The following is a 26,642-nucleotide window of genomic DNA, read 5'->3' as shown; positions in this document are numbered from 1 at the left end:
ATAACATAAAAAAGGAGCAACCATATAGCGGTTGCCCCTTTGTAATAGGAATGAATTATTCACTAAGCGGTAATTTTCTGAGACTATTTCCGTAGGCGGAGTAGCCGTGACTGTAAACAAAAGCATTCTCATAGGTATTGGATTCGATAGGTTTCGGCGAAATTTGATACCACGTACCCAGACCATTTGTTTCGTTTAAAATTTGTACCGTCTCGGCTGCTTTTGGAAGTGTGTAAAGTTTTTCAGCTCCCGCATCAGCTTCGGCACGAACATTCACGTAAGTGGTGACGGTTTCAGCAAGGTCATAAGCTGCGTTTTCTTTAGGCGTCCCGTACTTACTGCTTAAATACGTATCTGCACGGTACATATGGCCGGCAATTTTCTGGCCCCAGTACACATCCGAAGCATAATACACGTTCATCCCTGAGCTCTTATTCCCGAGATGAGCGCCTCTTGCTTTCCACGAACTGGAGTCAAAGTAGCCAGGGACGATGAATTCAGAAGCTGCATCCAGGATTCCTTTTTCATAACTATCATACGTCCACGCGTCTTGGTAAGGGTTGCCGTCATTGGCTCCAATTCCGAAGAGGTTATTCTTATCGCGGGCGATTTTACTTTTGCCCCAGTTACTTTCGTGAATCGCATGGGCCAGCAGGTAAAGAGCATTCGTTCCATGCAGTTCTTCTGCTTTTTTGAAAGCATCTCCTGTGCCAATCAGAGGACTGTCCGGCACTTCAGAAGCGATAAATTCATCGAGCTGCTCTCCTGTATACGAGGTGTTGGTATAGAGAGGCATGCGGTTGAAGTATTGATGAGCTTCGCCTGCTTGGCTGCCATCTTCAGAATAGAAGGTGCTGCCATTAAAGCTGTAATACTTTTCGCCTGTCTTCATGAAGGACGGAGCTGCCCCGTATTTGTAAGCAGCCGAACCTTCCGTAAGAGAGTTATAGATTCGGTGATACAAATCTCCATTTTTCTCGTAGTAATAGGAACGGTCTTTCACCATATGCTGCGGCGTCAGGTTAATCTTACCGGCCTTCACATAGGCTGTTGTATCCGCAAGCTTAATCTTCAAGGTATCTTCATTAATCTCCAGTAATTCCACTTCAACACCTGAAGTCATATATGTAAGCGAACGACTTAAATCACTAGAATCATAGAGAACGGTGTACGCATTGGATACCGCGCTTCCTTCATTCATCCACACAATATTATTTCCTTTCAGAACCACTTGATCATCATCAGCTTGGCTGACGGCTTCTTCATAGGTTTCATAATCATCCTGAACGACCGGATCCTGATTGAGAGACAAGCTGACGACTTTATAATCCAGCTCTTTCGGAGGGTCCAATACGTTCATTAACCGGTTAATAACAGCTGCCGTTTCTCCACGTGACGTTTCGTCTTTTGGAGCAAAGAACAGGGAGCCGTCTGCATGCTGTTTTCCACTGATAATTTCCAGGTACGTTAATCTTTCCACTGATTCGACCGCGTAATTTGAAATCTCTTCATTATCGGCAAAAGCTAAAGGTTTCCGTTCTGATACGACGTTTTTCGCCTTGGCCGCATTAATCATCATCATCGCCATGTCCTGTCTCGTGATGACCTTGTTCGGTTGGAAGTCTCCACCCGGATAACCATTAACCAGCCCGTTATTATAGGCGATCATGATCGACTCAAAATACCAGTCATCAGGTTCCACATCTGTGAAATATTCCTCCGGTAATTCTCCATCACCCATCTGTAGGTCCAATGCCCCGTTAAGGAACACCGTGAACTCTGCTCGCGTGACTGAGTCACTAGGTCTATAGGTACCGTCGTCATATCCACTCATGATCCCGGCGTCAATCAGAGCACGCAGGTCATCTTCGAATGGTGTTCCTGTAATATCATCTTCCGCAAAAGCTGTCGAGACTACTGAGGTTAAAGTTAAAAATACGACAAAAATCGACATGATTACCTTCTTCATTGATCACCCTCCTAAATTCATTCTTTATAAATCTATCAGAATAAATTGGAAATGAATAGGTTTAAAAGAAAGTTTTAGAAGTTTTGGAAAGGTTGAAAAGGCTTAGAATCAGGGTTTCCTACCCCATGTAAATTTATATTAAACTTTTTTTAAGATACTTTTTAGATAAATGAGACTAATTTACTATAAACTATTATCTGACAGGTTTCGATATTAATAAAGACGTGCCAGTAACAATCAATCCAATTTTTGACATAGCAATCACTCAACCAGTTCGAACATCGAAAAAGGAGGAAATGCAATAACCGATAGATTCTAGCAATCGTCTCTCTGTCCCTATCTGACAATGGTTTAATAAATTATTTAAGAAGGAGCATGTTGAATATGTTGAGAAAAGTCTGCAGTCTGCTGTTTGCCCTGATCGTGATGACATTCGCTACCATTCAATCCACAGATAAGGTGTACGCTGCCTTAACGGATATCCCGGCCAAATATGCCAGTGAGATCAATTACTTAATCGAGCAGGAAATTATTTTTGGTTACCCCGATGATACATTTAAACCGAAAAATGCGGTTACCCGTCAGGAAGCCGCTACGATGATTGGAAGATCTCTGGATTTAGAGAACAATCGCCAAAACACTAAATTTCCAGATGTGACAGAGGAACATTATGCTTCCGGATACATAGCGTCAGCTGCTGAGAAAGGGATTATCAGCGGATATGCTGACGGAACATTTCATCCCAATGAAAAAGTAACACGCGCTCAAATGGCCACGTTGCTTGCCCGTGCATTTGATTTAAACGAAACAAGCAGCCACTCGTTCACAGACGTAGCAAAGAGCGCCTGGTATTACACACCGATTAATAAAGTAGCCACAGCAGAGATTACCGTTGGTTATCCAGATGGTACGTTCAAGCCAAGTAAGGATATTACAAGAGAAGAATTTTCTGTCTTAATGGCGCGTGCCATGGACGGTAATGTTGACTCGGTAAGCCAGGATCCAAAGCCAGAGCCAGAGCCGGACCTTACGGAAACAGTTATCGGAGAGCAAATGGTAACGACGGATGGCTTAAATGTACGTAAAGGACCGGGGACCAGCTATGATGTAGTTGGAAACTTCTCAGATGGTCAGGAAGTAAAAGTACATGAAGAAGATGGAAGCTGGAGATACGTTTCCGGCAATGGCGTCGAAGGGTATGTACACAGTGCTTACTTAGCCGATATTCCGAAACCAGTTATTGCTGAAAAAATTGTTACGACGGATAACTTAAATGTAAGAAAAGGACCAGGAATCAGCTACGATGTCGTCGGAAAGTACTCCGATAATCAGGAAGTTGACGTTCATGAAGTGGATGGAGACTGGAGACTGGTTTCAGGAAATGGCGTAGAAGGATATGTACACAGTGCTTACTTAGCCGACATTCCAAAGCCTGTAATTGCTGAAAAAATTGTAACGACCGATACCTTAAATGTACGTAAAGGGCCAGGAACCAGCTACGACGTGGTTGGTCAGTTTACTACCGGAGAAGCGGTTGATGTTCATAAAGAAGAAGGAAGCTGGAGACTGGTTTCCTCAGGCAGTGTGGAAGGTTACGTGCACGAAGCTTATTTAACGGACAAACCAAATGTGAATCGTACCGTGGCAATTGATCCGGGGCACGGCGGAAAAGATCCAGGTGCTGTAGCTAACGGATTGGTAGAGAAAGAAGTCGTTTTAGATGTTTCTCTTAAAGTTCGTGAGTATTTAAGAGACTCAGGAATCAACGTAGTCATGACCCGCTCAAGCGACTGGTATCCAACACTGGATGGCCGAGTAAACATCGCGAATCAAAACAATGCGGATTCTTTCGTCAGTGTTCACGCGAATGCCTTCTTAAGTAGTGCAAATGGAGTAGAAACGTTCTATTATGCTAAGGGAATGACCGACCGCGAGTATAAAAGCTATAAACTTGCCGGTTATATTAATGAGCGTCTCCACAAATCCATGGACATGACCGACCGCGGAGTTAAAAATGCCGGGTATCGAGTCATCAAAGCTACTAATCTTCCAGCTGTGCTCACAGAAATTGGCTTTTTAACAAATGATGAGGATGCTGCTAAATTAAAAACGCAAAAATATCGTGATGAGGCAGCTAAAGCTATTGCAATGGGGATCATAGACTATTACAATTGGAGAGAATAATAATGTAAGAGCGACCATTTTTTGGTTCGCTCTTTCAATTATTTGTCAGCAGTGAGCACTTTGGAGGAGGAAGATCTATTGAAAAAGTTAATGGTTGTCATGGTGTTACTGGTTTCAGGGGCTTTGGGTACGCCTTCTGCTTCTCTGGCAGCTTCTGATCAAGGTTCAGAAGGGGAGAAAACGGAGCGTGTGGTGATTCAGTATAAGGAAGAAATTAATTTAAATATACTGAAGGATATCCCGCACACCATTCATTATCGCTATGAATCTCTTGATTCTGTAGCGGTAACGATACCAGGCAATAAGATTTCTGAGTTGAAGGGTGAAACTGCAGTCAAATCAATTGAAGAAGATGGCCAAGTTCAAGTAAGTGTCCAGGAATCTTCCTGGGGCACCGATTCAGTAGAAATGAACAAATCAAGATCCATGGGGCTGTCGGGCGAGGGAGTTAAAATTGCTATCCTGGATACCGGGATTGCAAGCGAACACCCCGATTTGAATGTAACTAAAGGGATCAGCTTTGTGCAAGGTACCGATGGTTATGAAGATGATAATGGTCACGGAACACACGTTGCAGGAATCATAGCCGCCCAGGATAACGAAATTGGCACCATAGGCATTGCTCCAGATGCCCAGATTTATGCGGTGAAAGTGCTCGACGAAAAAGGAAACGGATTGAATTCAGAAGTGGTGGCCGGTATTGATTGGGCCATTGAGCAAGATGTAGACATTATTAATCTAAGTCTCACATCCTGTAAACCTTCTGATCTCACAAAAAATGCAATCAAAAAAGCTAGAAATGCTGGAGTCCAAGTGGTAGCCGCCGCAGGCAATAAAGATGTATGTGTATCTGAAAATATCGATGACATTCTTTATCCAGCCCGCTTTCCAGAAGTAGTTAGTGTAGGCGCTGTTACGCAGAAGCTGAATGGTTCAGATTACACGTATAGTGGACCATCCCTCGACTTCACAGCACCTGGCGCAAGAATTGAAAGCACTTATATTACAAACGATGATTTCCCAACCGGCTATGCAACCATGAGTGGATCTTCAATGGCTGCGCCGCATGTAACAGGAATCCTTGCTTTATATGAGCAGCTGTTTCCTGAAATGTCAGACTCTGAACGAAAAGAGCTGCTGATCTCCAACTCACTGGATAAAGGTGACGGAGGCAAAGATAATACTTACGGATACGGGGTTGCGCAAGCGCCAACCACACCTTTTAAAGATTTTAACAGAAGCTACTGGTACAGCAGTGCCGTTGAAAATCTTTCCCAAGGAAACTTAATCAGTGGTTATGACGATGGTATGTTTAAAGCGAAACGATCCATTACGCGAGAAGAAGCGGCCGCCATGGTAGGTCGTGCTTTGCAACTGAACGGAGAAGAAAGAGCAACGGATTTCTCTGATGTAAGTCCGAGTTCATTTGGTTCCGGTTACATTTCGGCAGGAACTTCTTCTGGTTTCATTTCTGGTTATACAGATGGAACCTTCCGTCCGAATCAGGCGATCAACCGTGCGGATGTAGCGATGATTATTGATCGTGCGTTTAAGATTGAAGGATCTTCTTCTGAAAGATTCAGTGATGTGAATGAAGATGCTTACTATTATGAAAGTGTTCATGATTTGAAGGCTGCTGGATTCATTTCAGGATATCCAGATGGAACATTCCTTCCTTCAAATGAGATTACACGAGCTGAGTTTTCTCTGATTCTTTCGAATGTATTGAATCAATAGTTTGCTAGATTAATAGTAATAAAGTTAAAAACCCTGAAACCTTCCTATAGGTTTCAGGGTTTTTTGCTGTGTTAAAGATAAGCTCCCTTTTCTGTAAAACTCAGTTTCGAGGTAACTCTGGCCCCTTGCCAAAAAACGGTGAGGGCGGCTACGGAAACAACTCGCTTTCCTACGGGGGAACTGGCAAGCCTCCTCAGTCGTTTTCACTCCTTGTGGGGTCTCGCCTAGCTCCTTCTCCCGTGGGAGTCTCGTCGTTTCCTCCGCCATCCCAACGATATCTAGTGAACGGATCCTTCCAGAAGAGGAAAGTTCTTCTCCTTAATCTGCATTAAATGCTTTTATAACAGGCTATCGTGCATCGTTACATCCTGAAAACAGGTGTAAAACCATACGTCTTAATTCCACATCAAGCAGGTATGTTTGATGTGATTTCGAGCATCTGATTTGGCCAGGTCCGGAGGGGGATGATGAAGACTCCTGCGGGATGAACATGATCGGTGAGACCCCGGAGAGCTTTAGCTCGAGGAGGCTCAGCACATGCCCGCGGAAAGCGAATCATCCCCCGCAGGACCTTTAAACTAATCCAATATCTCGAAACTGAGTCTTCAACAATCTGGCCCTATTGCGTAATAAGCCTATTATGAAAAATTCGCAGCTCCACTTCCCTAATAATCTTGGAGAGATAATATTTATAATCTTAAAAAATAACAATCTTTCTTGAGTTCCGGTAAAAAAATTGTAAAATTTTAAGATTTTAGAGGAATTTTATGGACAATCGTGTAAGATTTATAGTGTAGGCTTTTTATAAGATGGAGGAGGAAAGTAGAGTACATACATCCTATTTGCCACGGTCGTAAAATAGAAAGCCAGATTCATAAATTGAAGGAGGAATTTTATAAAAATGAAAAAGCTACATAGCAAGTTTGTTGTATCTTCCATGGGAGCCGCTCTCGTGGCGTCCGCTCTAACTCCAGCTGTCAGCATATCCGCAGAAGAAACATTCCCGGATGTTCAGGAAGACCACCCTTATTACGAAGTCATTCACCAGCTGGCAGAGGCCGGTGTTGTAAAGGGATATGAAGATGGAACATTCCGTTTAGGCAACTCCGTTACACGTGCAGAAGCTTCTCTTATGCTGGCCAAAATTCTTGATCTGAATCTGGATGCCGATCCTGCTCCTTATCCAGACGTAGATCAGGACCACTGGTATGCAGACGCCGTCAATGCCCTTCACGAATCTGGTATTATTCACGGCATGGACGATGGTACCTTTGCTCCGCAAGCAAAAATGTCCCGTGCTGAATTCGCTCAAATTATTATGGAAGCCTATGAAATCGACCCTGTAGACGCCGGCCATCCATTTGAGGATGTGGAGGAAGGCGATTGGTACGAAACAGCGATTGAAACGCTTTATGCCAATGGTTTAATCGTAGGACAGGATGAAAATCATTTCGGTCCCGATGCTGATGTGAAGCGCGGAGATTTTGCCTGGCTTCTAGCGAATACAGACTATGAATTCGGTTCTAAACTGCCGAAGCCATCGGATTTCGACCTTTCGCTTATGCACACCAACGACACGCATGGTCATTTAGATAATGTAGCGAAACGCGTTACTGCTGTTGAAGAAGTACGCGCTGAAAATCCGGATGCACTGCTGCTGGATGCAGGAGACGTGTTCTCTGGTACGCTGTATTTTAATGAATTTAAAGGCCAGGCGGATCTGGAATTTATGAACATGATGGACTATGATGCGATGACATTCGGCAACCACGAGTTCGATCTTGGTTCCTCCGCGGAAGGCCACCAGGCCCTTGCTGAGTTTGTAGAAGGAGCTGAATTCCCGTTTGTCAGCTCGAATGTTAATTTTTCTCAAGATGAGAATATGAAAGGGCTGTATAACAGCTACATCAGTAAGTATCCACGAAATGGTGAGATCTACAACAGCCTTGTGAAGGAAATTGACGGGGAAGAGGTCGGGATCTTCGGTTTAACCACTGCGGAAACAGCGGACATTTCAAGCCCTGAAGATATTACATTTGATAACTACATTCAAACGGCGGAAGAGCGTGTAAGAGCTCTGGAAGCTTTAGGTGTAGACAAAGTAATTGCGCTTACGCACCTTGGTTTCAATGACAATCCTGCTTATGATAATGATCAGCTGCTGGCTGAAGTGGAAGGCATCGATATTATTGTCGGCGGACACAGCCACACCAGCTTAGATGAAGCCGTAGAAGTAACGACGGATGAAAACGGCGATCCGAAAGATCCGACGATTATCGTACAAGCTGGTCAGTACGGAGGAAACCTGGGGACGCTGGATGTTGAATTTGATGAAGACGGTGTGGTAACGGATTACTCTAGCGAGCTGATTGATGTTTCTGAGAAAGAAGCAGATCCAGAAGCGGCTAAAGAACTGAAAAAATACTCGGATGACATAGAAGCCCTTAAGAACGAACCAAGCGGCGGAGTAGCAGCGGAAGCATTCCCGAATCCGCGCCTGGGTGATGGAGGCACGGTAAGTGTCCGTAACAGCGAGACAGCGCTTGGCAACCTGATTGCTGATGGGATGCTTGATAAAGCGAAGGAATACAACGAAGATGTTGTAGCGGCCTTCCAAAACAGCGGCGGAATCCGTACGTCGATTGACGAAGGAACCATTACGCTGGGTGAAATTCTAACGGTTATGCCATTTGGTAATACGCTTGCGACGATGGAATTAACAGGAGCAGAAATTAAGACCGCTCTTGAGCGCAGTGTAGGCCAGGTACCAGAAGAAAACGGTGGATTCCTGCAAGTATCCGGATTGAACTTCACGTACGACAGCTCCAAAGATGCTGGCAATCGCGTACAGGAAGTGAACGTAAATCAGGACGGTTCATGGGAGACATTGAACGACGGTGATATGTACACGATCGCAACCAACGCCTTCACAGCTAAAGGCGGCGATGGCTACGACGTATTTGCTCAAGCGTACGATGATGGCGACGTAACCGATCTCGGTCTTTCTGATTGGGAAGTATTCAGAGACTACGTAGCTGAACAAGGTACGGTCACACCTACTACTGAAAATCGTATCGTAGATGAGAACAACGACGATAACGACAGTGACTGATCATAAGGAATTAGAATAAACCAAAAACCCGTAACGATCACATAATCGATCGTTACGGGTTTTTCTTGTTGGGGATTGTTGTTATAATCTTCCACCTCAGGTCATCCAGAATCTGGATGACCTGAGGTGGAAGGATTTGTATTCAGTGGTCGCTTTTATTTCTTTTTGGGTTTTTTCTTTAGTTTTTCTAGTTTTTCTTTGGCTTGTTTTCGGCGTTCGGCTGTTTCCTGTTCAAGCACTTGATAGTCCTTGCCATGCCCGAGATCGGCGGGTTCTACCAGATCTCCTTCTTTGGCGTGGGAAGGCATTCGTTCGATAGGAATCAGTTTCTCGTTAAATTCGTTTCCTTTTTCTAAGAGAACGGCTTTCCCGTTTTCAAAACGATCGATGGTATAACGCAAGGATCATTCACCTCAAAGTGTAATTTGCGGCTTGATTTCTTCAAGCGTGGCTTCTCCGATATAACTCACATTGAGCAGCTCTTCGTAGGTTTGGAAAGCACCGTACGTTTCACGATACTCGATGATATTCCCGGCAATGGTCGTACCGATGCCGCTAACCTCCTGAAGCTCCTCATAGCTTGCTGTATTCACGATAATTAATTCAGGACTTTCCCCACCATTATCGCCATTATCCTGTTCGGCTATACAAGGATCGCTGCCATCGAAGATCGAAGCACTTACGTCATAGCTGTTACCAGTGGAGGTGATCGTAATGTCCCCTTCGTCACACGTGGAGTAAAGTTCAACGTCAGCCTGCCACAAGCGATCCACCACTTCAGAGTCCGGGTGTCCGTAAGAGTTCTCTCCATAAGATAAGATCCCCACTTCAGGCTGTACTTCATCCACAAATTCATCCGAAGTGGACGTTGAAGCACCATGGTGACCCACTTTTAATATTTCAGCTTCTACATTGTAAGCCGGGAGCATTTCTTCCTCATTCTCAACGGTAGCGTCGCCGGTTAATAAGAAGTCCACTTCTCCGTGAGTGACCTTTAACACAATCGAGGATTCGTTGTTATCACTGGAAGACTCTTTGCTGTTCATCACTTTCATACTCATGTCTTCATAAGATAGGACTTCGCCTTCGTAAGCTGTATCAAATGGAATATCTTTCTCGTCGATCAACTCCAGGTAGTCCATGTAGGTATCCGTTGTATGCTCCTTGCCGCTGTCGAGCACCTGCTTCACGTTCACGGTTTCCAGCACATCGATTAAACCGCCGATGTGATCGGCATCCGGGTGAGTCGCAACCATTAAATCAATCGTGTCGATTCCGGCAGATGCTAAGTAATCCACCACTTCTTCTCCCGCTGATTTACGTCCGCCATCGATCAGAATCGTTTGGCCGGAAGGCGTTTCAAGAAGGGTGCTGTCCCCCTGGCCGACATCGATGAAGTGAGCGGTCATATCATCGAGAGGACGAAGGTTTTTGTTCACGGTATAGGATAGAACCACCGAAAATTCAGCACGGTTTATGGATTGATCAGGGCGGAACGTGCCGTCTGTATAACCATTAATGATGCCCTGAGACGCCAGGTCTTTAATAGCACCGGTCGACCAGTTATCACCAAGATCTGAGAAAAAGACATTTTCCCCGTAATTCCGTTTTACATTATAAGCACGATCTATTAAAAAGGCAGCTTCATTCCGCTTAATATAAGCGTCTGGTTTGTACGTTCCATCCGGGTAGCCGGACACTAAACCTTTTTGGGCAGCTACGGCGATCGCATTATAGTAAATACTGTCGCTGCTTAAGTCATGAAAGCCAGGATCTTCCTGAGCTTCGGCATTCGGGTACAAATCGTTGACGAGCATCATCGCGGCCTGTGCACGAGTGATTGGATCCCGGGGACCGAAGTATCCGTTCCCATACCCATTAATAATCCCTTCATTACTTAAATACGTAATTTCTTCTTTCGCCCACGGCGTTTGATCCAGGTCGCGGAAAGCATCTTCCGCCTGTGCGGGCTGCGTCGTTAAAGCTGTAACCAAAAGGAAAGCAGCTAAAAACGTCATCCAACTTCTCATTATGCGTACCTCCTAGTTGTTTAGTCTTACCATACTAGGAATCTAGTCTATTGAAAAGGGTTCGTAACAAAACTGCCAAATATACCCACCTCAGGTCTCCCAGTAACTGGGAGACCTGAGGTGGAAGGAGGTGGAAATTGACAGGGTCGGGGTATTTCGTTGTGGTTTCCCCTGGGACTATATTCTTTATTATCCATTTAATGTTACAATCAGATTACGAATATTGATAGATTAGTAGGGGGAATTATATGAAGAAACGCACCAGGTATTCGATTACATCGGTGATAATCAGCTTGACCCTTTTGGCCCCGGCGCTCACAGGTATTGCTCCATCATCGTCGGTACAGGCAGAAGAAAGAATGAAAGAGATTCCTTTAGAGGAGATCACGAAAAAAGAAACACAGACTTCCAAACCGGAAGAGAAAGCTGCTTTCATAAAGGACGACAGACCCATCAAACAAGTCCATAAGAAAGAGAGCTCCAAAAGATCCAAGCAAGTCGAAGAGGTTGATCTGAAAGATGTACATAACCGCGGTATTCTAATCGAAGTGAAAGAATCTTCATCTTTTTCAGCGGACGCGTTTGAAGTAAATGAACGTCCTTTGTCTGAAGTACTCTCGCAGAATAATTTTCACCTGCTGGAAGTAAAGGAAAATCAGGATTATCATCACGTGCTGCAGCAAGTAAAGGAAGACCCGGCGGTACTTACGGCTGACCCGGACTACATCAGTGAATCATCCTACGTTCCTTCCGACCCCAGATATCCCGGGCAGTACCAGTACGACAGCATGAATATGGAAAAGGCCTGGAACGTCACGCGTGGGTCTTCCGATACGACGGTTGCGGTACTGGACACGGGTGTTTACAAATATCATGAAGACCTGCAAGGAGTCGTCCTGCCGGGTTATGACTTTGTGAATAATGACGCGAACCCGGATGACAATCATGGCCACGGCACGCACATTGCCGGGTTAATCGCGGCCGGTTTTAATGACCTCGGGATTGCGGGTATAGCCCCAGATACCAAAATCCTGCCGGTTAAAGTAGGGGACGATGAAGGTGAATTCAGCGATTCCGACGTATTATCCGGTATCTACTACGCCATAAACAAAGGCGCCGATGTGATTAACATGAGCTTTGGAGCTTATCATCAGTCAGCTGCTGAAGAACGGGCCCTCTGGAAAGCTTATAACGAAGGAATCGTTCTCGTTGGCGCGGCATCCAATGAAGGGATTAGCGGTGCCTCCTATCCGGCTTCCTATTATCCCGTCATTAGTGTGGCAGCCACAGACCGAGCTAATGAGCCGGCTGTTTTCTCCAACTACGGGACCTGGATTGATTTAGCAGCTCCCGGCGTCTTTATGACCAGCACGTCTTATCTGGGCGGCTACACCAGTATGAGCGGGACGTCCTTTTCAGCTCCGCTTATCTCCGGGCTTGCCGCTATGATGAAAGGGGAGAACCCTGACTGGAATCCGGATGAAATCCAGTGGGCCATGGAAAAGCATGGACAAATCCCTGATGGAAGCCGGTGGGACGAGTCGTATGGGTACGGCATTCCCGATGCCTATGAAGCGATCACCTCAGCCCCTGTTAATCTAACGAACGATGTCAGTAATAAACAAGAAAGCTCCTTTCACTTGGAAAAAGGCCAGCCGAAGCAGGAAAATCTCGACACGCCGAACGACTCTGACTGGTATGATTTCCGCGTGGATCACCCCACCACGGTCAGCGTCGATATAGACAGCCGATCGGATAATGAAGACCTCGTGGTCGTCATCTATAACCGCTACGGCGAACGTCAGGTGTTTGACAGTGGATGGAAAGGAAACGGCGAATCCTTCACGTTTGAAGCAAGTCCCGGCAAGTACACCATGGAGATTTATGAGTACTACAATCACTGGTCCGATCAATCGTACGAAGTGGAAGTCAATTGGCCGGAGCATCCGTCCAAAGACGAAATCGTTTATGAACAGGAGCCGAATGAGAAGGCCTCGTCCGCCACCCAACTCTCCTATGATCAGGCAGCGGTCGGCACCTTTGACCTGAACGATCTGGATTACTATCAAGTGGATTTCCCTTATTCAGGGAGCGTCGATGTGACCCTTGCTTCTGGCGCGGACGCCTCTCACATCGATCCGGAGTTGACAGTCACAGCTTATGATCAAGCAGGAAATAGACAGACGTTAGAAGCGGCGGCGATTCAGCAATTCGAGCAGGACGGCGTAACCTATCATACCGCCACCATCGAAGGGATCACGCGCGGCCCTCATTATCTGATGGTTGAGAACGGAACAGGCGAAGCCGACCGCAACGAAAACTATGTTTTAAGTATGGAATATAACGAAAAAACGTTCCCGGATGTCACCGGTACGTGGGCCGAACCTTATGTCAGCTATCTGTCCAAGGAAAACCTGATGACGGGGTATCCGGACGGCACGTTTGGTTTCCACGATGCGATTACCCGTGCGGGAGCGGCTACGATGATTGCCCGCGAACTGGACCTTCCTCTCAAGGAAGCGGACTTTCCTGATGTGCCCAGCCGTCACTGGGGCTCGGAATACATCGGAGCGCTTGCCGAGGCTGGAATACTGTCGGGTTATGAAGACGGCACGTTCCACCCGAACGGCACATTGACGCGAGCGGAGATGGCAACACTTGTTGTGCGCGCCTACGAATTAACCGGGGAGAGTACCAGCAGCTTCCCGGATGTAAAAGCGGGTTCCTGGGCCGCCTCTTATATTGATACACTCACAGCAAATGACGTGATCACAGGCTTTCCGGACGGTACCTATCGTCCTAATCAAGCGATTAAGCGTTCCGAGTTTGCCGTCATCATGGCAAAACTCCTGAGTGATGAATTATAAAACCATAGCCAAAAGACCCGGTCCGCCATAGACCGGGTCTTTCTTATGCTTTCTATTCCAGAAAATCCTCCGTCATTATCATCCCTCGGCCAGTGCTGTTAGTCATCATACATAGCAGAAGCCCTGTCATCCCAAAGGACAACAGGGCTTATTATTAGTGAATCGGATAAGCTTTCCACCGGGACAAATCAATTGTTTCGCTCAGAATCATCGACTCCGGAAAAACAAATGTCCACGGCTTACTCGTATTGCCTTTCACTTCCACGTGCTGCAGCTTGAACGCTCCCTGCGCCACGACGTCACCTGTTGCATCTTTAACCTGAAGCGGCAGGTGGGGGAGGTTGATCGAACGATCGCTGCCGTTTCGAATCAATAGCGCAACATGAAGAGCGTCTTCTTTCTGCTCGGCTTTCAAACCGACAAAATTAATCTCCCCGGGCTTTGGCGGCTCCAGACCCTCCACATATCGTTCCAAACGCTCCGCATCACCAGACGGAAGGGACTGCTCAAGACTTTCTTCTAAATCAAGCGTGTGCTTGCGGTGCTTCTGGTTCGGTTCAATGACCAGCTTCCAGCCGTGCACCGGCGGATTAGCATCGGACGTGACCCGGTGCTGCTGTTCAAACGTAAACGTCCATGGACGGCTGGATCTTGCCGGAATCGTGCCGACCTTCTTCAGATCAAACCATTTTCTCGCAACGGGAAATCCCTGCTGATTAAGCAGGAGGATCGTCATCGTCTTTAAGGTAATGCTTCGCGATAAGGAATTTCTCACAAACGCTTCAACCACAAGCGTCCCGTTCGTCTGCTTCAAGTCAACGCCGTGAATACTGAACTGGTTCGGTTTAAGCGGCGGCAAATCCTGGTTCCAGAAGCGGTACACGTACTCATCTTCCTGCTCAAGCTGCCAATCCGGATGATAGGAAAGCTCCGGATACACAGCTTCCTCTTCTGACGCGTCCCCGGACAGCCCAAGTTCCTGAGCATGGACCGCATGTTCGTCATAGGCCGCATCGCTATCTTGCTTTTTATGATTTCGAAAATTAAACATGGGGGGATTCCTCCTTGGATTTCTCTAACGGCTCCAGCACCTCAGCCATCCAGAGGACCATGTCCTGCCGCATGGCCGCAAACGACTGGGTGAACAGCTCATATCCGTCCTGTTGATAGAGCCGGACCGGATCTTCCTGCTGGTACTGCCGGATGCCGACGCCTTCTTTCAGGCGGTTCATCCTGTCCAGGTGACGGATCCAGTGCCGGTCGAGAACGCCGAGCGCACCCTGGGCAACCTTGTGCTGCACAGCCGGCCGGCCTTTCCATTTCTGAATCTGCCCCTGATAACGCTCGACCAGCGCATGAAGATCGGAGATAACCTCCTCCTGATCTTCATAATCGGTCTGAGCAAGTTGACTATCTATTCCCGGTACAGCACGTTTTAAATCCTTCTCGAGTTTCTCTACGTCCCATTCTTCAGACGCTTCTGCTTCCGGACAGTGCGTTTGCGCGAGTTCGTGAACGTAATCCAGGACCATAGGCGCGAGGATTCCAATTGGATCTTCGTTTTGAAGGATCTGGTTGCGCAGCCTGTACACGACAGTGCGCTGATCGTGGATTACATCATCCAGCTTCAGAATAGATGCCCGGATGTTCGCCTGGCTGCCTTCGCTGATTTTTTGCACCGTATCCATAAAAGAATCAATCTGTTTGTGCAAAATTAATCCGTCTTCGTTCGTTTTCGGGTGTTTCCATTTACGATCCCGCTCGGTCTGTCCGAAGCGCTCGACGATCTCATCTTCTAAGGAAATCAGGAAGCGGGAAGAGCCAGGATCACCCTGCCGTCCGGCACGTCCCTTCAACTGGTTATCAATGCGGCGTGATTCATGGCGTTCCGTTCCGATCACATGCAGACCGCCGCATGCGGCCGCACCTTCGCCAAGAACAATATCCGTTCCGCGTCCGGCCATGTTGGTCGCAATCGTCACCTGACCGACCTGTCCGGCGAGCGAAATCAAGCGCGCTTCCTGCTCCACACTTTTCGCATTTAGAAGCTCATGCGTAATCCCGGCTTCCTGAAGCAAGTTGGATAGGTATTCCGACTGCAAAATAGAAGAGGTGCCGATCAGGACCGGCTGTCCAGACGCGTGTACCGTTTCCACCTCGCTGACAATCGCGCGGTACTTATCCGCCTGGGTCAGGTACACCTGGTCTGGATGATCTTCACGGAGGACAGGTTCATTCGTCGGAACCGGCCAGACCTTCATGCCGTACACACTTTGAAATTCAGCTTCTTCGGTTTTCGCCGTACCGGTCATGCCTGCAAGCCTCGGGTACATCCGGAAGAAGTTCTGTACGGTAATCGACGCCTGGGGCTTATTCTCTTCCGTGATCGCAAGACCTTCCTTCGCTTCCAGGGCCTGATGAAGGCCGTCGGATAGCGTGCGTCCTTCCATCAGCCGCCCGGTGAAGGTGTCAATCAGCTTAATCTGCTGCTCATCGACCACATAATCCTGATCTCTATGAAAAAGAACCCGGGCCCGGACCGCCTGCATCATGTAGTGATAGAGCGTCTGATGCTCGAGGTCAAACAGATTCTCAATATCAAAGGCGCGTTCGATTTTATGTATCCCCTGATCGGTAAAATGGACTGCCTTCGTTTCCGGATCCAGCTCATAATCCGTATCCTTTTGAAACGTACGCATCACAAGAGCCCCCAGCTTATGAAGATTCGCGTGGGCTTCCATTTTGCGGGCAATGAGCATCGGGGTCTTCGCTTCGTCGATCAGCACGCTGTCAATCTCATCAATCATCGCGACATGATAGGGGCGCTGCACCTGGTTCTTTTGATCCCGTGTCAGATGATCCCGAAGATAGTCGAACCCGAAGGCGGTTCCTGTCCCGTAGGTCAAATCGGCCTGATAGGCTGCCAGTTTCTCAGTTTGGGATATTTGATTCAAATTTAACCCAGTAGATATCCAGAGAAAATCATACAAAGGACTCATCAGTGCATAATCACGCTGTGCTAAATACTCATTGGCCGTAATCAAATGGACACCCTTTTCCTCTAAGGCAAATAGATAGCCGGAAAGGGCTGCGACAAGCGTCTTTCCTTCGCCGGTCGCCATCTCTGCAATGTGACCGTCCGACATGATCAGTCCTCCGAGCAGCTGGAGGTCATAGGGCCGGAGTCCAAGCACGCGGCGGGCCGCTTCCCGCACGACAGCAAAGGCTTCCGCGCGGATGTCATAAATAGTCCGACCCTCGCTCAAAGCTGTCTTGAATTCGCTCGTTTTCGCCCGCAGCTCATCGTCCGAAAGCGCAGACATCGGGGATTCCAATTGATTGATAGCACGGAGATCGTGCTCATAGGTCTTCCATTCACGTCCCCGTTTGTCAGGGAAGAGTTTCTTCATCATGGTGGATGCTCCTTGGTTAGGTAGTTATCCTTTACTTTACCATGGTAAGTCCTGTCATTTCTAGACGAATTACGTTAAGTTTTGGAAACAATCTGTCGGCGTGTGTACCTAGTATGATCAGACTATGAATCTTCCTTCATTACATGATTTTTCCACTGGATAAGGACAACGTCCTACATGTTACAATTTGTAATTTTATGAATATTTGAATATACTTAAGGTTGTAAAAAAGTAGAAAGGAGGGTAATTTTAGGTTTTTTGATAGAAATAATAAGGAGGACAACCATTTGAACATGAAGAAGAGTTTGATTCTATTCTTTATTTTCCTGCTCGCTTTTTCAAACTCGGTGTTTGCGGCCAGTGGAATAACCGATAAAACGGATGTACAGCAGCCGGAACCCGAGGCGAAACCAAAGGTACAAAAGGAAATTAAGAAAACGGATGCAGAGAAAGAATATTCACCGAACGATGATGTCCGCGTCATTGTCGAACTGAAGAACGAACCAGCAATTGAACAAGCGAAATCAACAGGTACGACCTATCAGGAATTACCTAAAGAAAAGAAAGAACAATTACAACAGCAAGCTCTACAAGAGCAGGAGAAAGTAAAACAATCCATCTCCGCTGAATCGGTGCCAATGGATTATAAGGAAAGCTTCACCACCGTCGTGAACGGGTTTAGTGGAGTGGTCAACTACAAAGCGATTAAAGTACTAGAATCTCTTCCGAATGTGGGCAAAGTACATATCAGTCATGAATATGAGCGTCCGGAAGTAATCGATCCAGAAATGTTATATAGTAAGGAGCTTGTAAACGCTCAGAAAACATGGCAGGAATACGGATATAAAGGAGAAGGGATGACTGTCGGTGTTATTGACACAGGCATTGACCCGTCTCATAAGGATATGGTGTTAAGCGAAGACACCGAAACCGAACTTAGTCAAGATGACATATCCGGATATAAAGATTCCGGAGAACTGAAAGGGGAATATTTCACGGAGAAAGTTCCTTACGGCTACAACTATGCGGACGAAAATGATACCATACTTGACCTTGGACCTAATGCCAGTGAACACGGCATGCACGTATCCGGTACAGTAGGTGCCAATGGCGATGAAGATAATGGCGGAATTAAAGGGGTAGCTCCAGAAGCCCAGATTCTCGGATTGAAAGTGTTTGGTAACGATCCGGAAATGCCGTCCACGTATAGTGATATCTATGTTAAAGCGATTGATGATGCGATTATGCTTGGAGCAGACGTGATCAATATGAGTCTTGGCTCCACGGCAAGCTTCGTATTACCAGAAGATCCTGAGCAGAAAGCAGTCGAAAGAGCCGTGAATAACGGCGTAATGATGGCGATTTCAGCCGGAAACTCCGATCGTTTCGGCGGCGGATTCAACAATCCGTTTGCTTCGAACCCGGATACCGGTCTTGTAGGAGCTCCAGGACTATCAACAGACTCCCTGCAAGTCGCTGCTTTTGAAAATGAATACTTAATGCTGAGTGCTTTCAATACTCAAGTAGATGGGGAGCAGAAAGATCCAGTATCCTTCCTGTCTGCAAGTGAAGTAGATCCTGAAACACTTGGAGAAAATTATTACGAAGTCGTAGATGCCGGTCTTGGACGTAAGCCTGATGATTCGGATTCAAACCCGAATGCAAATGACTTTGAAGGCATTGACCTTGAAGGCAAAATTGCCCTCATCAGCCGGGGTGAATCTACATTTGTCAGCAAAACCTTAAATGCACAAGAAGAAGGAGCAGTTGCTGCCATTATCTACAATAATGTAGATGGTTATATCAGCATGGCTTCCAGTTCCGAAATCAACATTCCACAGCTTGGTATCCTGGAAGCCACAGGACAAGAGATGAAAGGATATTTGGATAACGGACAAAATCTTGAGATTGCCTTTAAAGGCGAAGAAGTAAAATCGAAAAACCCACAAGCAGGAAGTATGGCAGGGTTCTCTTCCTGGGGTGTAACACCGAACCTTGATTTCAAACCTGAAATCACGGCACCAGGAGCAAGCATTCTTTCAACCATGCAAGATAATGATTACGGGTTGATGAGTGGAACATCCATGGCTGCGCCGCATGTAGCAGGTGGATCTGCCCTTGTGATGCAGCGAGTGGACAAAGAATTTAATTTAGACAATGCTAACCGTGTGGAAATGACGAAAAATCTTCTGATGAATACGTCAGCTCCGCAAATTGATAAAGGTCTATACAATGATGCGCTAAACCTTGGCTTCTATTATTCCCCTCGTCACCAGGGAGCGGGACTAATGGATTTACATGCCGCCATGAAGACGCCAGTCGTTGCGACTGAAAAAGACTCCGGTCTTGGTAAGGTTTCTCTGAAAGAAATGGACACGAAAGAAACGTTCACGGTGGAACTTGAGAACGTAAGTGACGAGAATGCGGTCTATAATGTAGACGGTACCGTACAGACGGATCTTGTGGTCCAGAATTCAGATACCAATAACTTTGAAATTCGTGAAGAAACACAAGGAATTTTCAAAGAAGGAACGACCAGTGATGAGCAGCCATTCAAAGGGGAATACCCAATTGATATGAGTTCATCGAATGGCGCCCAGGGAGAAGATGGGTATCAGGTCGTTGTTCCAGCTAATTCTTCTGTTGAAGTAGACGTCACGGTCGATCTTGAAAACACAGTCGATTGGAACTATAACGTCGCGCTTGATGAACTATTTGAAAATGGCTACTTCGTAGAAGGATTCGTTAGTTTCACGGATCCGAATGATACAAATCCAGAAATTAACGTACCTTATGTCGGTTACCACGGAGAATGGGATGAAGCGCCAGTAGTAGATGATACGATTTATGAAGGCAATTCCTTCTACAACGCTACCGGTCTATTAACTCCATCTGAGCTTGGTTACGAGTACCTGGGTGTCAGCCCTCTACTAGAAGAGGATGCAGCCTTAACAGGTGATGAGAAGAACGTCGGTTTCTCTCCAAATGGAGACGGAGCACGTGAAGAAGCTGTACCATACCTTTCTTTCTTAAGAAATGCGAAGGATGTCGAGTTCAATATCTTAGATGAAGATAAGAACGAACTGCGCACCATCCGTACCCGTGATGAATTGAGAAAGAATTACTTTGACGCAGGTGCTGCACCTGTTGCCAACATCTATGCACCGGCTGCCTGGGATGGCAAGGTAAAAGGTGAAGTCGTAGAAGACGGTCAGTACTACTATGAAGTGAAGACTAAAGTAGACTATCCAGATGCCGAATGGCAGTCCTTTATGATTCCAGTCAAAGTGGACACAGATGCGCCTTCTCTTGAAGTGACCTACGATCAGGAGAGCGGTCAAATCAACTGGGACGCTTTTGATGAAGACACAGGACTTTCTCACTTTGATGTCCTTGTAAATGGCGAACTTGTTTCGGAAGATTCTCTTGGTGCGGACGCTGATTCGTACACCGTTGAGAATCCTGACGAAGCGGACAACGTAAAAGTCGTTGCGCATGACTATGCAGGCAACACCACGTCTGACAATGTTATGGAAGAAGCGGATGATACGATTCCAGGTGTCATTGCCCTTACTCCAGAAGCCTTAAGTGTTACTAATAACAAAGAAGTCGCCGTAACAGGCTACGTGGAAGATGACTCTCAAGTAGAGAGCCTGACCATTAATGGCAAAGAAGCGAAATTGAACTGGGATAAAGAAAACCAGCGCTACAACTTCAACGAAACCATCAGCTTCAAGAAAGATGGATTCAAAGAAATTGAATTTAAAGCTGTAGATGATAGTGGCAATGACATTTCCTTCATCAGAAGGTTTATGTTAGATTCCACTAACCCTGTTCTATCTATCGATGGACCGCACACCACCGATCAAGGGGAAGCGGAACTTGATATGAATGTAAAAGATAACTTTGACGAGCTTCGTCTCTATGTAGATGGCAGCGAAGTTTACAAGAACATCTTTAAAGAACCATATGAAATGAGATCCATTGAAGAAACGATCAGCGAAGCGGTAAATCTGGAAGAAGGTAAAAACACCTTTGAGATTGAACTCGTGGACTTGGCCGGAAATACAACGACCAAGCAAATCACAATCTATCAATCTGATAAAGAAGCTAAATCCTTCAACGATATTCCAGAAGATTACTGGGCAGAAGAAGTGATTCAGAAGCTGAACGTGGGCGGAGTCATCCTCGGTTATCCAAATGGTGATTTTGGAACCAATGACGACATCTCCCGTGTGAATGCCGCGAAAATGATCGTTCGTATCCTTGACCTGGACACAGACAATGTCGAAAATCCAGAATTCAATGAGGTGAACGAAGGCGATTACGGCTATGCCGATATCGCAGCGATTGCAGAAAGCGGAATTATGGTTGGTTCCCCGGACGGCAACTTTAATCCGAAAGCCAGCCTGAAGCGTTCTGAAATGGCGAAAATCCTTGTCGATGCTTATGACCTGAAAGGCAGCACCGACGACGGATTCAGTGACGTGCCTCTTGATCACTGGGCGTATGATTACATCAATACGCTGGCAGCTAACAAGATTTCCATCGGTTACCCGGATGGAACGTTCAAGCTGGACCGTGACACGACTCGTGCTGAATTTGCGATGTTCCTTGCAAAAGCTGAGGATGATCGTTTCATTAAGTAAGTAGGAAAACAAGAAGCAGCTGAGGCTTAGATGAGCCTCAGCTGTTTTTATTTTTGAATCAATTGAACTTTTTAAGTGTATTAAATCAAGTTATCTGGAAGGCTTGATTCTGTTATTTTTTGAGGTGGAGAAAGGGCTCCAGGGAACAGCTTGCTTTCCGCGGGCTCAACACAGTGGATGTTCGACTAAGACCGCCACATCGTGTGGCAACATCGAACGACCCTGCGTCCTGCAGCGGCTCACCTGTTATGTTCATGAGGCCACTGAAAAACCCCTTTCTACCCAGGGGAGTTGGGGCAGTTTGTTGTTGCTTCTCACGAATCGCTTGTCGGTGGATGCTTGCCGCGGGCACGACCTCAGCTAACTTGGTCAAGAAGACCACTTGACCAAGTGGATCTTCGGCTCGCGCTGTTCCCGCAGGCGTCACCACCGAACGCTCATCGTGGAAGCAACGGAGATCCATCATAAAAGAGTGCTTTTCTTGAACTTACAACAGCCAACCAGTCGTAAACGATCTGGGAAACGAATGAAGAGGTAGAGGGGATAAGTTCGCTTTTGTGTAGCCCGTCATAAATCTTCAGTTTTTCAGCGGCTTTATGTCTATCCCACAGGAGTCTCGCTGTTACCCTCCAGACCTAACAATATATGGATTAATAAATTATTTAAGAGATCGGGGGAAGTACTCTCTATACAGTTATATGAATATTTAAGCCACTCAGATTAACGTTGTAGAAGGTAACGTTAATCTATCATCCCCCCGCACCAGGAATCCTTCAGGATTAGGAGGTTTCACATGTGAAATGAATTTGGAGGTATAAAGTAGTCTTGTATTTTTGAAGTATTTCTTCTTATATATAAGCGAGTCTTAAAGAAGTAATAGATAATTCTCAAAATCCTTAAAAAGGCGTTCCCTGCGATGTACAGGAGAATAGTACTCAGGAGGTAAGTATATGAAGAAAAGAGAAGAGGGAAATATGCCGCTGATTAGGGCATTATTCTTGTTTGTTGTTCTTTTAAGCTGGATGATGCTTGATAACCAAATTACGGGTTTTATCCATAAATATATTACCTCTAATCACTTTCTTACGGGAGTGATTTATTCGCTGGGTGGAGGAGCAGCAGCATGGATAGCCCTTCTTATTCTAGGGAAGGTAATGTCATTAATTAATAGAGAGTAGCCTTAAAGATTTGGCTCACGGAAGGTAATGCAAAGAAGGAAAGAAAAACAGGAAGTAAAGCAACTATATATAATAGAAGAAACTAGGTGTTAAATTGAGAGAAGAAAGAGAAGAACTAGAGAATATAAAAAAGCCATTTTTCCTATTTTAGGAAAAATGGCTTTTTTAGGTTTAAAAACTTACAAAGCGCGGTATAGGAATACTGCGAACTCACTACGAGTAGCTTCGTTGTTTACTCGGAATGTTCCATCTTCATAACCCTCTGTAATATCATTCGCACTTAGGGCTTTAATGTGGTCATACGCCCAGTGACTACTGCTAATATCAGAGAATTTGTTGCTTCCAGAAGAGTTTAAATCAAAAGCTCTAGCGAAGATTGATGCAATTTCCGCACGAGTGATCGATTGGTCAGGTTTGAAGTCACCATTTTCATAGCCTGAGATATAGCCTTCATCAGCAGCGGCTTCAATATAATCAGAAGCCCAGTGAGAAGAAGAAACATCATCAAAGCTTGAACCGTGTCCATTGTCTAAATCAAGCGCATCAGCAAGCATTTTAGCAGCTTCCGCACGAGTTACATCATTTTTAGGCTTGAATAGATCGCCGTCATAACCATCAATAATACCCTGTTTACTTAGTGAACTTACTGCATCTGCAGACCAGTGATCGCTATCAAGGTCGTGGTAGCTTCCAGTTGGAAGAGAACTACTGGATACTCCGACATCAGCTACACGCTTAGCGCCGCGGTAGTTACGGTCCCAGTAACCAGTAAGAGAAGCAACTTCTATGTCGTCACTCGGATTTTCAGCAGAAATCATTTTGTTATTTCCTATGTATATCCCTACGTGCCAGATCGGATCACCGAAGAATACGAGATCACCAGGCTGCAAGTTTGAACGACTTACATAATCCCCTTCGCCATACTGTGATCTTGATGTACGAGGTAGATCAATGCCTGCCTTATCATATACATACTGTGTATATCCTGAACAATCAAATCCGTGAGTAGATGTACCGCCCCAAACATAAGGTGCATAGTCATACTTGAATGCTAGATCTACTATTTGGTTCCCAATTCTTGAGCCAGCTAAAGAGTTAGGTACGAACAGTAGAAAAACCATAGAAAATGCGAGTAACGACATAAGAGCTTTCTTCATAAATTTTTAATCCCCCTGAAATTTTTTTCGTCTCTCTTAATCCTTTTCTAATGTATCACAACATTTTCCGCTATGAATTTACAGTTGTGTAACAATTAAATGACAAGGGGTTTGCGAGAGTTAGAAAATGGGTAAAGGGCGCGGGTTTACTGGACTCTAACCTCTATGAAATTTTCGCATTGGTTACAAAAGTGTGGAATTTTTATAGAATTAGTCACTGCACTAACTTACATATTATGGAAATTTATTTCATCTATAATTGGTTTTCCTCTTATGTAAAAACTGAAATGAATGTAGTAGATAGAGAGAATAAACTCGCAAGTTAGAAATAAATTAAGAATGAATAAAGATAGCAGAGATATCACGAAGATCATCTACGACAGTGGTACTTACTTATACCATCCATATTGTATTTCAATACATATAGAGATCGTATTATTTACGACTTCACTTTAATATTGCATGATTACTTATGATCTGTATTACAATAGATACATGATGAAATAATAGATCAAAAGACAGGATATTATTGGAATATAATCCTGTCTTTTGATCTATTTAATGATGGGTGTATTGTGTCGATATAAACTATGTTATGGATTTTTGTGCATTAGGTCTTCAGACTTTAGTCTGTGATTGTAAACTATTTGAAAAATTAACAAGTGTGCACTCATTCCCATATTTATCTATGATATAATGACTCTATGTTTTGAAATTCGACAATATCTGGAGGTTTAGTAATGGAAGAAACAATATCCCTTAAGGAAATATTTGAGGTTCTGAAAAAACGCTTATTACTTATTATTGGTCTTGCTGCCGGAGCGGCCATTATTAGTGCTTTAGTCACCTTCTTTGTATTAACACCGTCTTATGAAGCTTCATCTCAATTCATCGTTAATCAGTCGCAGGCAGATACAGCTGAAAACCCATATAACGTAGATGATATTAGAACTAACGTGGAACTAATCAATACATATAACGTCATTATTAAAAGTCCACGCATATTAGATCAGGTTGTGGAAGAGTTAGGCTTAGACGTAACTTCGGGTACTCTATCCGATAAGATTCAAGTATCCAACGCCGAACAATCGCAGGTGGTAAACGTTGTTGCTACAGATGAGGACCCACAGCAAGCAGCAGCTATAGCCAACACAACTGTGCAGGTATTTAAAGAAGATATTCCTCAATTAATGAACGTAGATAACGTTAATGTCCTGTCCGAAGCAGCTGTTGGTTCCACACCGACTCAAGTAAGTCCTAAACTCTCATTGAACATTGCGATTGCTTTAGTTGTTGGGTTAATGATAGGAGTTGGACTAGCCTTCTTACTGGAGTACTTGGATAATACGCTTAAATCTGAAGGAGATATAGAAAGCCATTTAGAGCTTCCAGTTATGGGTGTTGTCTCGACCATTACGGAAGAAGATTTGCCGGAGCGTCGTCCTACCAGAAAAAAGACGGAAGACACAAAGGTGAGGAGTGAATCAATTGGCGCTTAACAAGAAGAAAAAGAATCAACAAACGTCAGTGCGAAGCATTATTGCGAACGACAATCCTAAATCACCGATTGCCGAGCAATACCGGACGATCCGTACGAATTTACAATTTGCCTCTGTCGACAAAGAACTAGAAACGATGATTGTTACATCTGCTGGACCTTCGGAAGGTAAGTCCTTAACAACGGCTAATGTAGCAGTAGTATTTGCACAGCAAGGTAAGAAAGTGCTGCTGGTCGATGCAGACCTTCGTAAGCCTACTGTACATTATACTTTTCGTGCGGATAATACTTCGGGATTGAGTAATTATTTAGTAAGGAATCGTTCTCTGAAAGAATTGGCAAAAGAAAGCCGTGTAGAGAACCTGGATCTTCTTCCATCCGGTCCGATTCCTCCGAACCCTTCTGAATTACTAGGTTCAACAATGATGGAAAAGTTAATAGAAGAAGCTAAAGAACACTATGATATGATCATTTTCGATACGCCGCCAGTTTTAGCAGTTGCCGATTCGCAGGTGTTATCTAAGTTTGTAGATGGCGCGTTACTCGTTGTTCGCAGCAAGCAGACTGAACAGGAAGCAGCCGGAAAAGCGAAAGAACAATTGGAACAATCAAGAGCCAATATTCTTGGCGTGGTGCTGAATGATATGGATGTTAAAGACAGTAACTATTATTATTATTACGGAAACTAGAGAGAGGAACTTTCCTCTCTCTTTTTTATAATAAATTATTAGAAATATTCAAAAATGTTGGAATTTGTAATATAAAAAACAAAATGATTCTACTAAAATATCTTCAATTCGAGACCTTAAACTGATATACTCTATAATAGACTTTATAAGACTAATAAC

Annotated in this window: 14 protein-coding genes; 8 read left to right on the top strand and 6 right to left on the bottom strand. The window is 45.2% G+C overall.

The genetic code is table 11. The annotated features are described in order from the left end of the window. Positions 1 to 55 precede the first annotated feature (55 nt). On the bottom strand, positions 56 to 1,969 hold the full coding sequence (locus ACTWP7_RS17575) for an S-layer homology domain-containing protein (RefSeq protein ID WP_443124329.1): 1,914 nt from the start codon (positions 1,967 to 1,969) through the stop codon (positions 56 to 58). Between the two features lie 384 nt (positions 1,970 to 2,353). Here ACTWP7_RS17575 and ACTWP7_RS17570 point away from each other — a divergent pair, with 384 nt between their 5' ends. From ACTWP7_RS17570 to ACTWP7_RS17560, 3 genes are all read left to right on the top strand, one after another. Next, on the top strand, positions 2,354 to 4,153 hold the full coding sequence (locus ACTWP7_RS17570) for an N-acetylmuramoyl-L-alanine amidase (RefSeq protein WP_443124328.1): 1,800 nt from the start codon (positions 2,354 to 2,356) through the stop codon (positions 4,151 to 4,153). A gap of 78 nt (positions 4,154 to 4,231) precedes the next feature. Beyond that, positions 4,232 to 5,890 carry a S8 family peptidase gene (locus tag ACTWP7_RS17565; RefSeq protein ID WP_443124327.1) on the top strand — a complete coding sequence of 553 codons (1,659 nt, stop codon included), beginning with the start codon at positions 4,232 to 4,234 and terminating at the stop codon, positions 5,888 to 5,890. 901 nt (positions 5,891 to 6,791) lie between these two features. Next, on the top strand, positions 6,792 to 9,002 hold the full coding sequence (locus ACTWP7_RS17560; RefSeq protein WP_443124326.1) for a 5'-nucleotidase C-terminal domain-containing protein: 2,211 nt from the start codon (positions 6,792 to 6,794) through the stop codon (positions 9,000 to 9,002). Between the two features lie 155 nt (positions 9,003 to 9,157). Here the strand turns inward: ACTWP7_RS17560 and ACTWP7_RS17555 are convergent, their stop codons facing one another. Further along, on the bottom strand, positions 9,158 to 9,403 hold the full coding sequence (locus tag ACTWP7_RS17555; protein WP_443124325.1) for a DUF3006 domain-containing protein: 246 nt from the start codon (positions 9,401 to 9,403) through the stop codon (positions 9,158 to 9,160). Between the two features lie 12 nt (positions 9,404 to 9,415). Continuing rightward, positions 9,416 to 11,032 (bottom strand): S-layer homology domain-containing protein, encoded by a 1,617-nt coding sequence (locus ACTWP7_RS17550; protein WP_443124324.1) that lies wholly within the window; start codon positions 11,030 to 11,032, stop codon positions 9,416 to 9,418. A 248-nt stretch (positions 11,033 to 11,280) separates the two neighbouring features. Between ACTWP7_RS17550 and ACTWP7_RS17545 the strand changes: the two genes are divergently transcribed. Next, positions 11,281 to 13,899, top strand: a complete 2,619-nt coding sequence (locus tag ACTWP7_RS17545) for a S8 family serine peptidase (protein WP_443124323.1) — start codon at positions 11,281 to 11,283, stop codon at positions 13,897 to 13,899. A 154-nt stretch (positions 13,900 to 14,053) separates the two neighbouring features. Here the strand turns inward: ACTWP7_RS17545 and ACTWP7_RS17540 are convergent, their stop codons facing one another. Further along, the gene (locus tag ACTWP7_RS17540) at positions 14,054 to 14,950 is read right to left on the bottom strand and encodes an accessory Sec system S-layer assembly protein (RefSeq protein ID WP_443124322.1); all 897 of its coding nucleotides are present in this window, start codon (positions 14,948 to 14,950) and stop codon (positions 14,054 to 14,056) included. After that, positions 14,943 to 17,312 (bottom strand): accessory Sec system translocase SecA2, encoded by a 2,370-nt coding sequence (gene secA2, locus ACTWP7_RS17535; RefSeq protein ID WP_443124321.1) that lies wholly within the window; start codon positions 17,310 to 17,312, stop codon positions 14,943 to 14,945. The genes ACTWP7_RS17540 and secA2 overlap by 8 nt, the downstream gene beginning before the upstream one ends. Before the next feature lie 293 nt (positions 17,313 to 17,605). On the opposite strand from secA2, the gene ACTWP7_RS17530 reads away from it, so the two are divergent. Both ACTWP7_RS17530 and ACTWP7_RS17525 read left to right on the top strand, forming a co-directional pair. After that, entirely contained in the window at positions 17,606 to 21,961 is a 4,356-nt protein-coding gene (locus ACTWP7_RS17530) for a S8 family serine peptidase (protein WP_443124358.1), read from the top strand. A gap of 950 nt (positions 21,962 to 22,911) precedes the next feature. After that, positions 22,912 to 23,139, top strand: a complete 228-nt coding sequence (locus tag ACTWP7_RS17525) for a hypothetical protein (RefSeq protein WP_443124320.1) — start codon at positions 22,912 to 22,914, stop codon at positions 23,137 to 23,139. Positions 23,140 to 23,318: 179 nt separating this feature from the next. On the opposite strand, the gene ACTWP7_RS17520 is transcribed toward ACTWP7_RS17525, so the two are convergent. After that, positions 23,319 to 24,296 carry a C40 family peptidase gene (locus tag ACTWP7_RS17520; RefSeq protein WP_443124319.1) on the bottom strand — a complete coding sequence of 326 codons (978 nt, stop codon included), beginning with the start codon at positions 24,294 to 24,296 and terminating at the stop codon, positions 23,319 to 23,321. Positions 24,297 to 25,036: 740 nt separating this feature from the next. On the opposite strand from ACTWP7_RS17520, the gene ACTWP7_RS17515 reads away from it, so the two are divergent. Together ACTWP7_RS17515 and ACTWP7_RS17510 are read left to right on the top strand one after the other, a co-directional pair. Continuing rightward, a complete protein-coding gene (locus tag ACTWP7_RS17515) occupies positions 25,037 to 25,795 on the top strand; it encodes a YveK family protein (protein WP_443124318.1) in 759 nt (252 codons plus the stop codon). Beyond that, positions 25,785 to 26,483 carry a CpsD/CapB family tyrosine-protein kinase gene (locus tag ACTWP7_RS17510; RefSeq protein ID WP_443124317.1) on the top strand — a complete coding sequence of 233 codons (699 nt, stop codon included), beginning with the start codon at positions 25,785 to 25,787 and terminating at the stop codon, positions 26,481 to 26,483. Before ACTWP7_RS17515 ends, ACTWP7_RS17510 begins: the two co-directional genes overlap by 11 nt. The last annotated feature ends 159 nt before the right edge of the window (positions 26,484 to 26,642 follow it).

The sequence above is a fragment of the Halobacillus sp. B29 genome (assembly GCF_052246755.1).
GTDB classification, from domain to species: domain Bacteria; phylum Bacillota; class Bacilli; order Bacillales; family Halobacillaceae; genus Halobacillus; species Halobacillus halophilus.
Note: the sequence above shows the minus strand (reverse complement) of the source record. Positions and strands in the feature narration are given on the sequence as shown.

Excerpts from the sequence above, each read along its gene's own strand:
- ACTWP7_RS17515 (WP_443124318.1), top strand. The coding sequence starts at position 25,037 with ATGGAAGAAACAATATCCCTTAAGGAAATATTTGAGGTTCTGAAAAAA.
- ACTWP7_RS17570 (WP_443124328.1), top strand. The coding sequence starts at position 2,354 with ATGTTGAGAAAAGTCTGCAGTCTGCTGTTTGCCCTGATCGTGATGACA.
- ACTWP7_RS17575 (WP_443124329.1), bottom strand. The coding sequence starts at position 1,969 with ATGAAGAAGGTAATCATGTCGATTTTTGTCGTATTTTTAACTTTAACC.
- secA2 (WP_443124321.1), bottom strand. The coding sequence starts at position 17,312 with ATGATGAAGAAACTCTTCCCTGACAAACGGGGACGTGAATGGAAGACC.
- ACTWP7_RS17540 (WP_443124322.1), bottom strand. The coding sequence starts at position 14,950 with ATGTTTAATTTTCGAAATCATAAAAAGCAAGATAGCGATGCGGCCTAT.
- ACTWP7_RS17550 (WP_443124324.1), bottom strand. The coding sequence starts at position 11,032 with ATGAGAAGTTGGATGACGTTTTTAGCTGCTTTCCTTTTGGTTACAGCT.
- ACTWP7_RS17545 (WP_443124323.1), top strand. The coding sequence starts at position 11,281 with ATGAAGAAACGCACCAGGTATTCGATTACATCGGTGATAATCAGCTTG.
- ACTWP7_RS17530 (WP_443124358.1), top strand. The coding sequence starts at position 17,606 with ATGAAGAAGAGTTTGATTCTATTCTTTATTTTCCTGCTCGCTTTTTCA.
- ACTWP7_RS17520 (WP_443124319.1), bottom strand. The coding sequence starts at position 24,296 with ATGAAGAAAGCTCTTATGTCGTTACTCGCATTTTCTATGGTTTTTCTA.
- ACTWP7_RS17560 (WP_443124326.1), top strand. The coding sequence starts at position 6,792 with ATGAAAAAGCTACATAGCAAGTTTGTTGTATCTTCCATGGGAGCCGCT.
- ACTWP7_RS17525 (WP_443124320.1), top strand. The coding sequence starts at position 22,912 with ATGAAGAAAAGAGAAGAGGGAAATATGCCGCTGATTAGGGCATTATTC.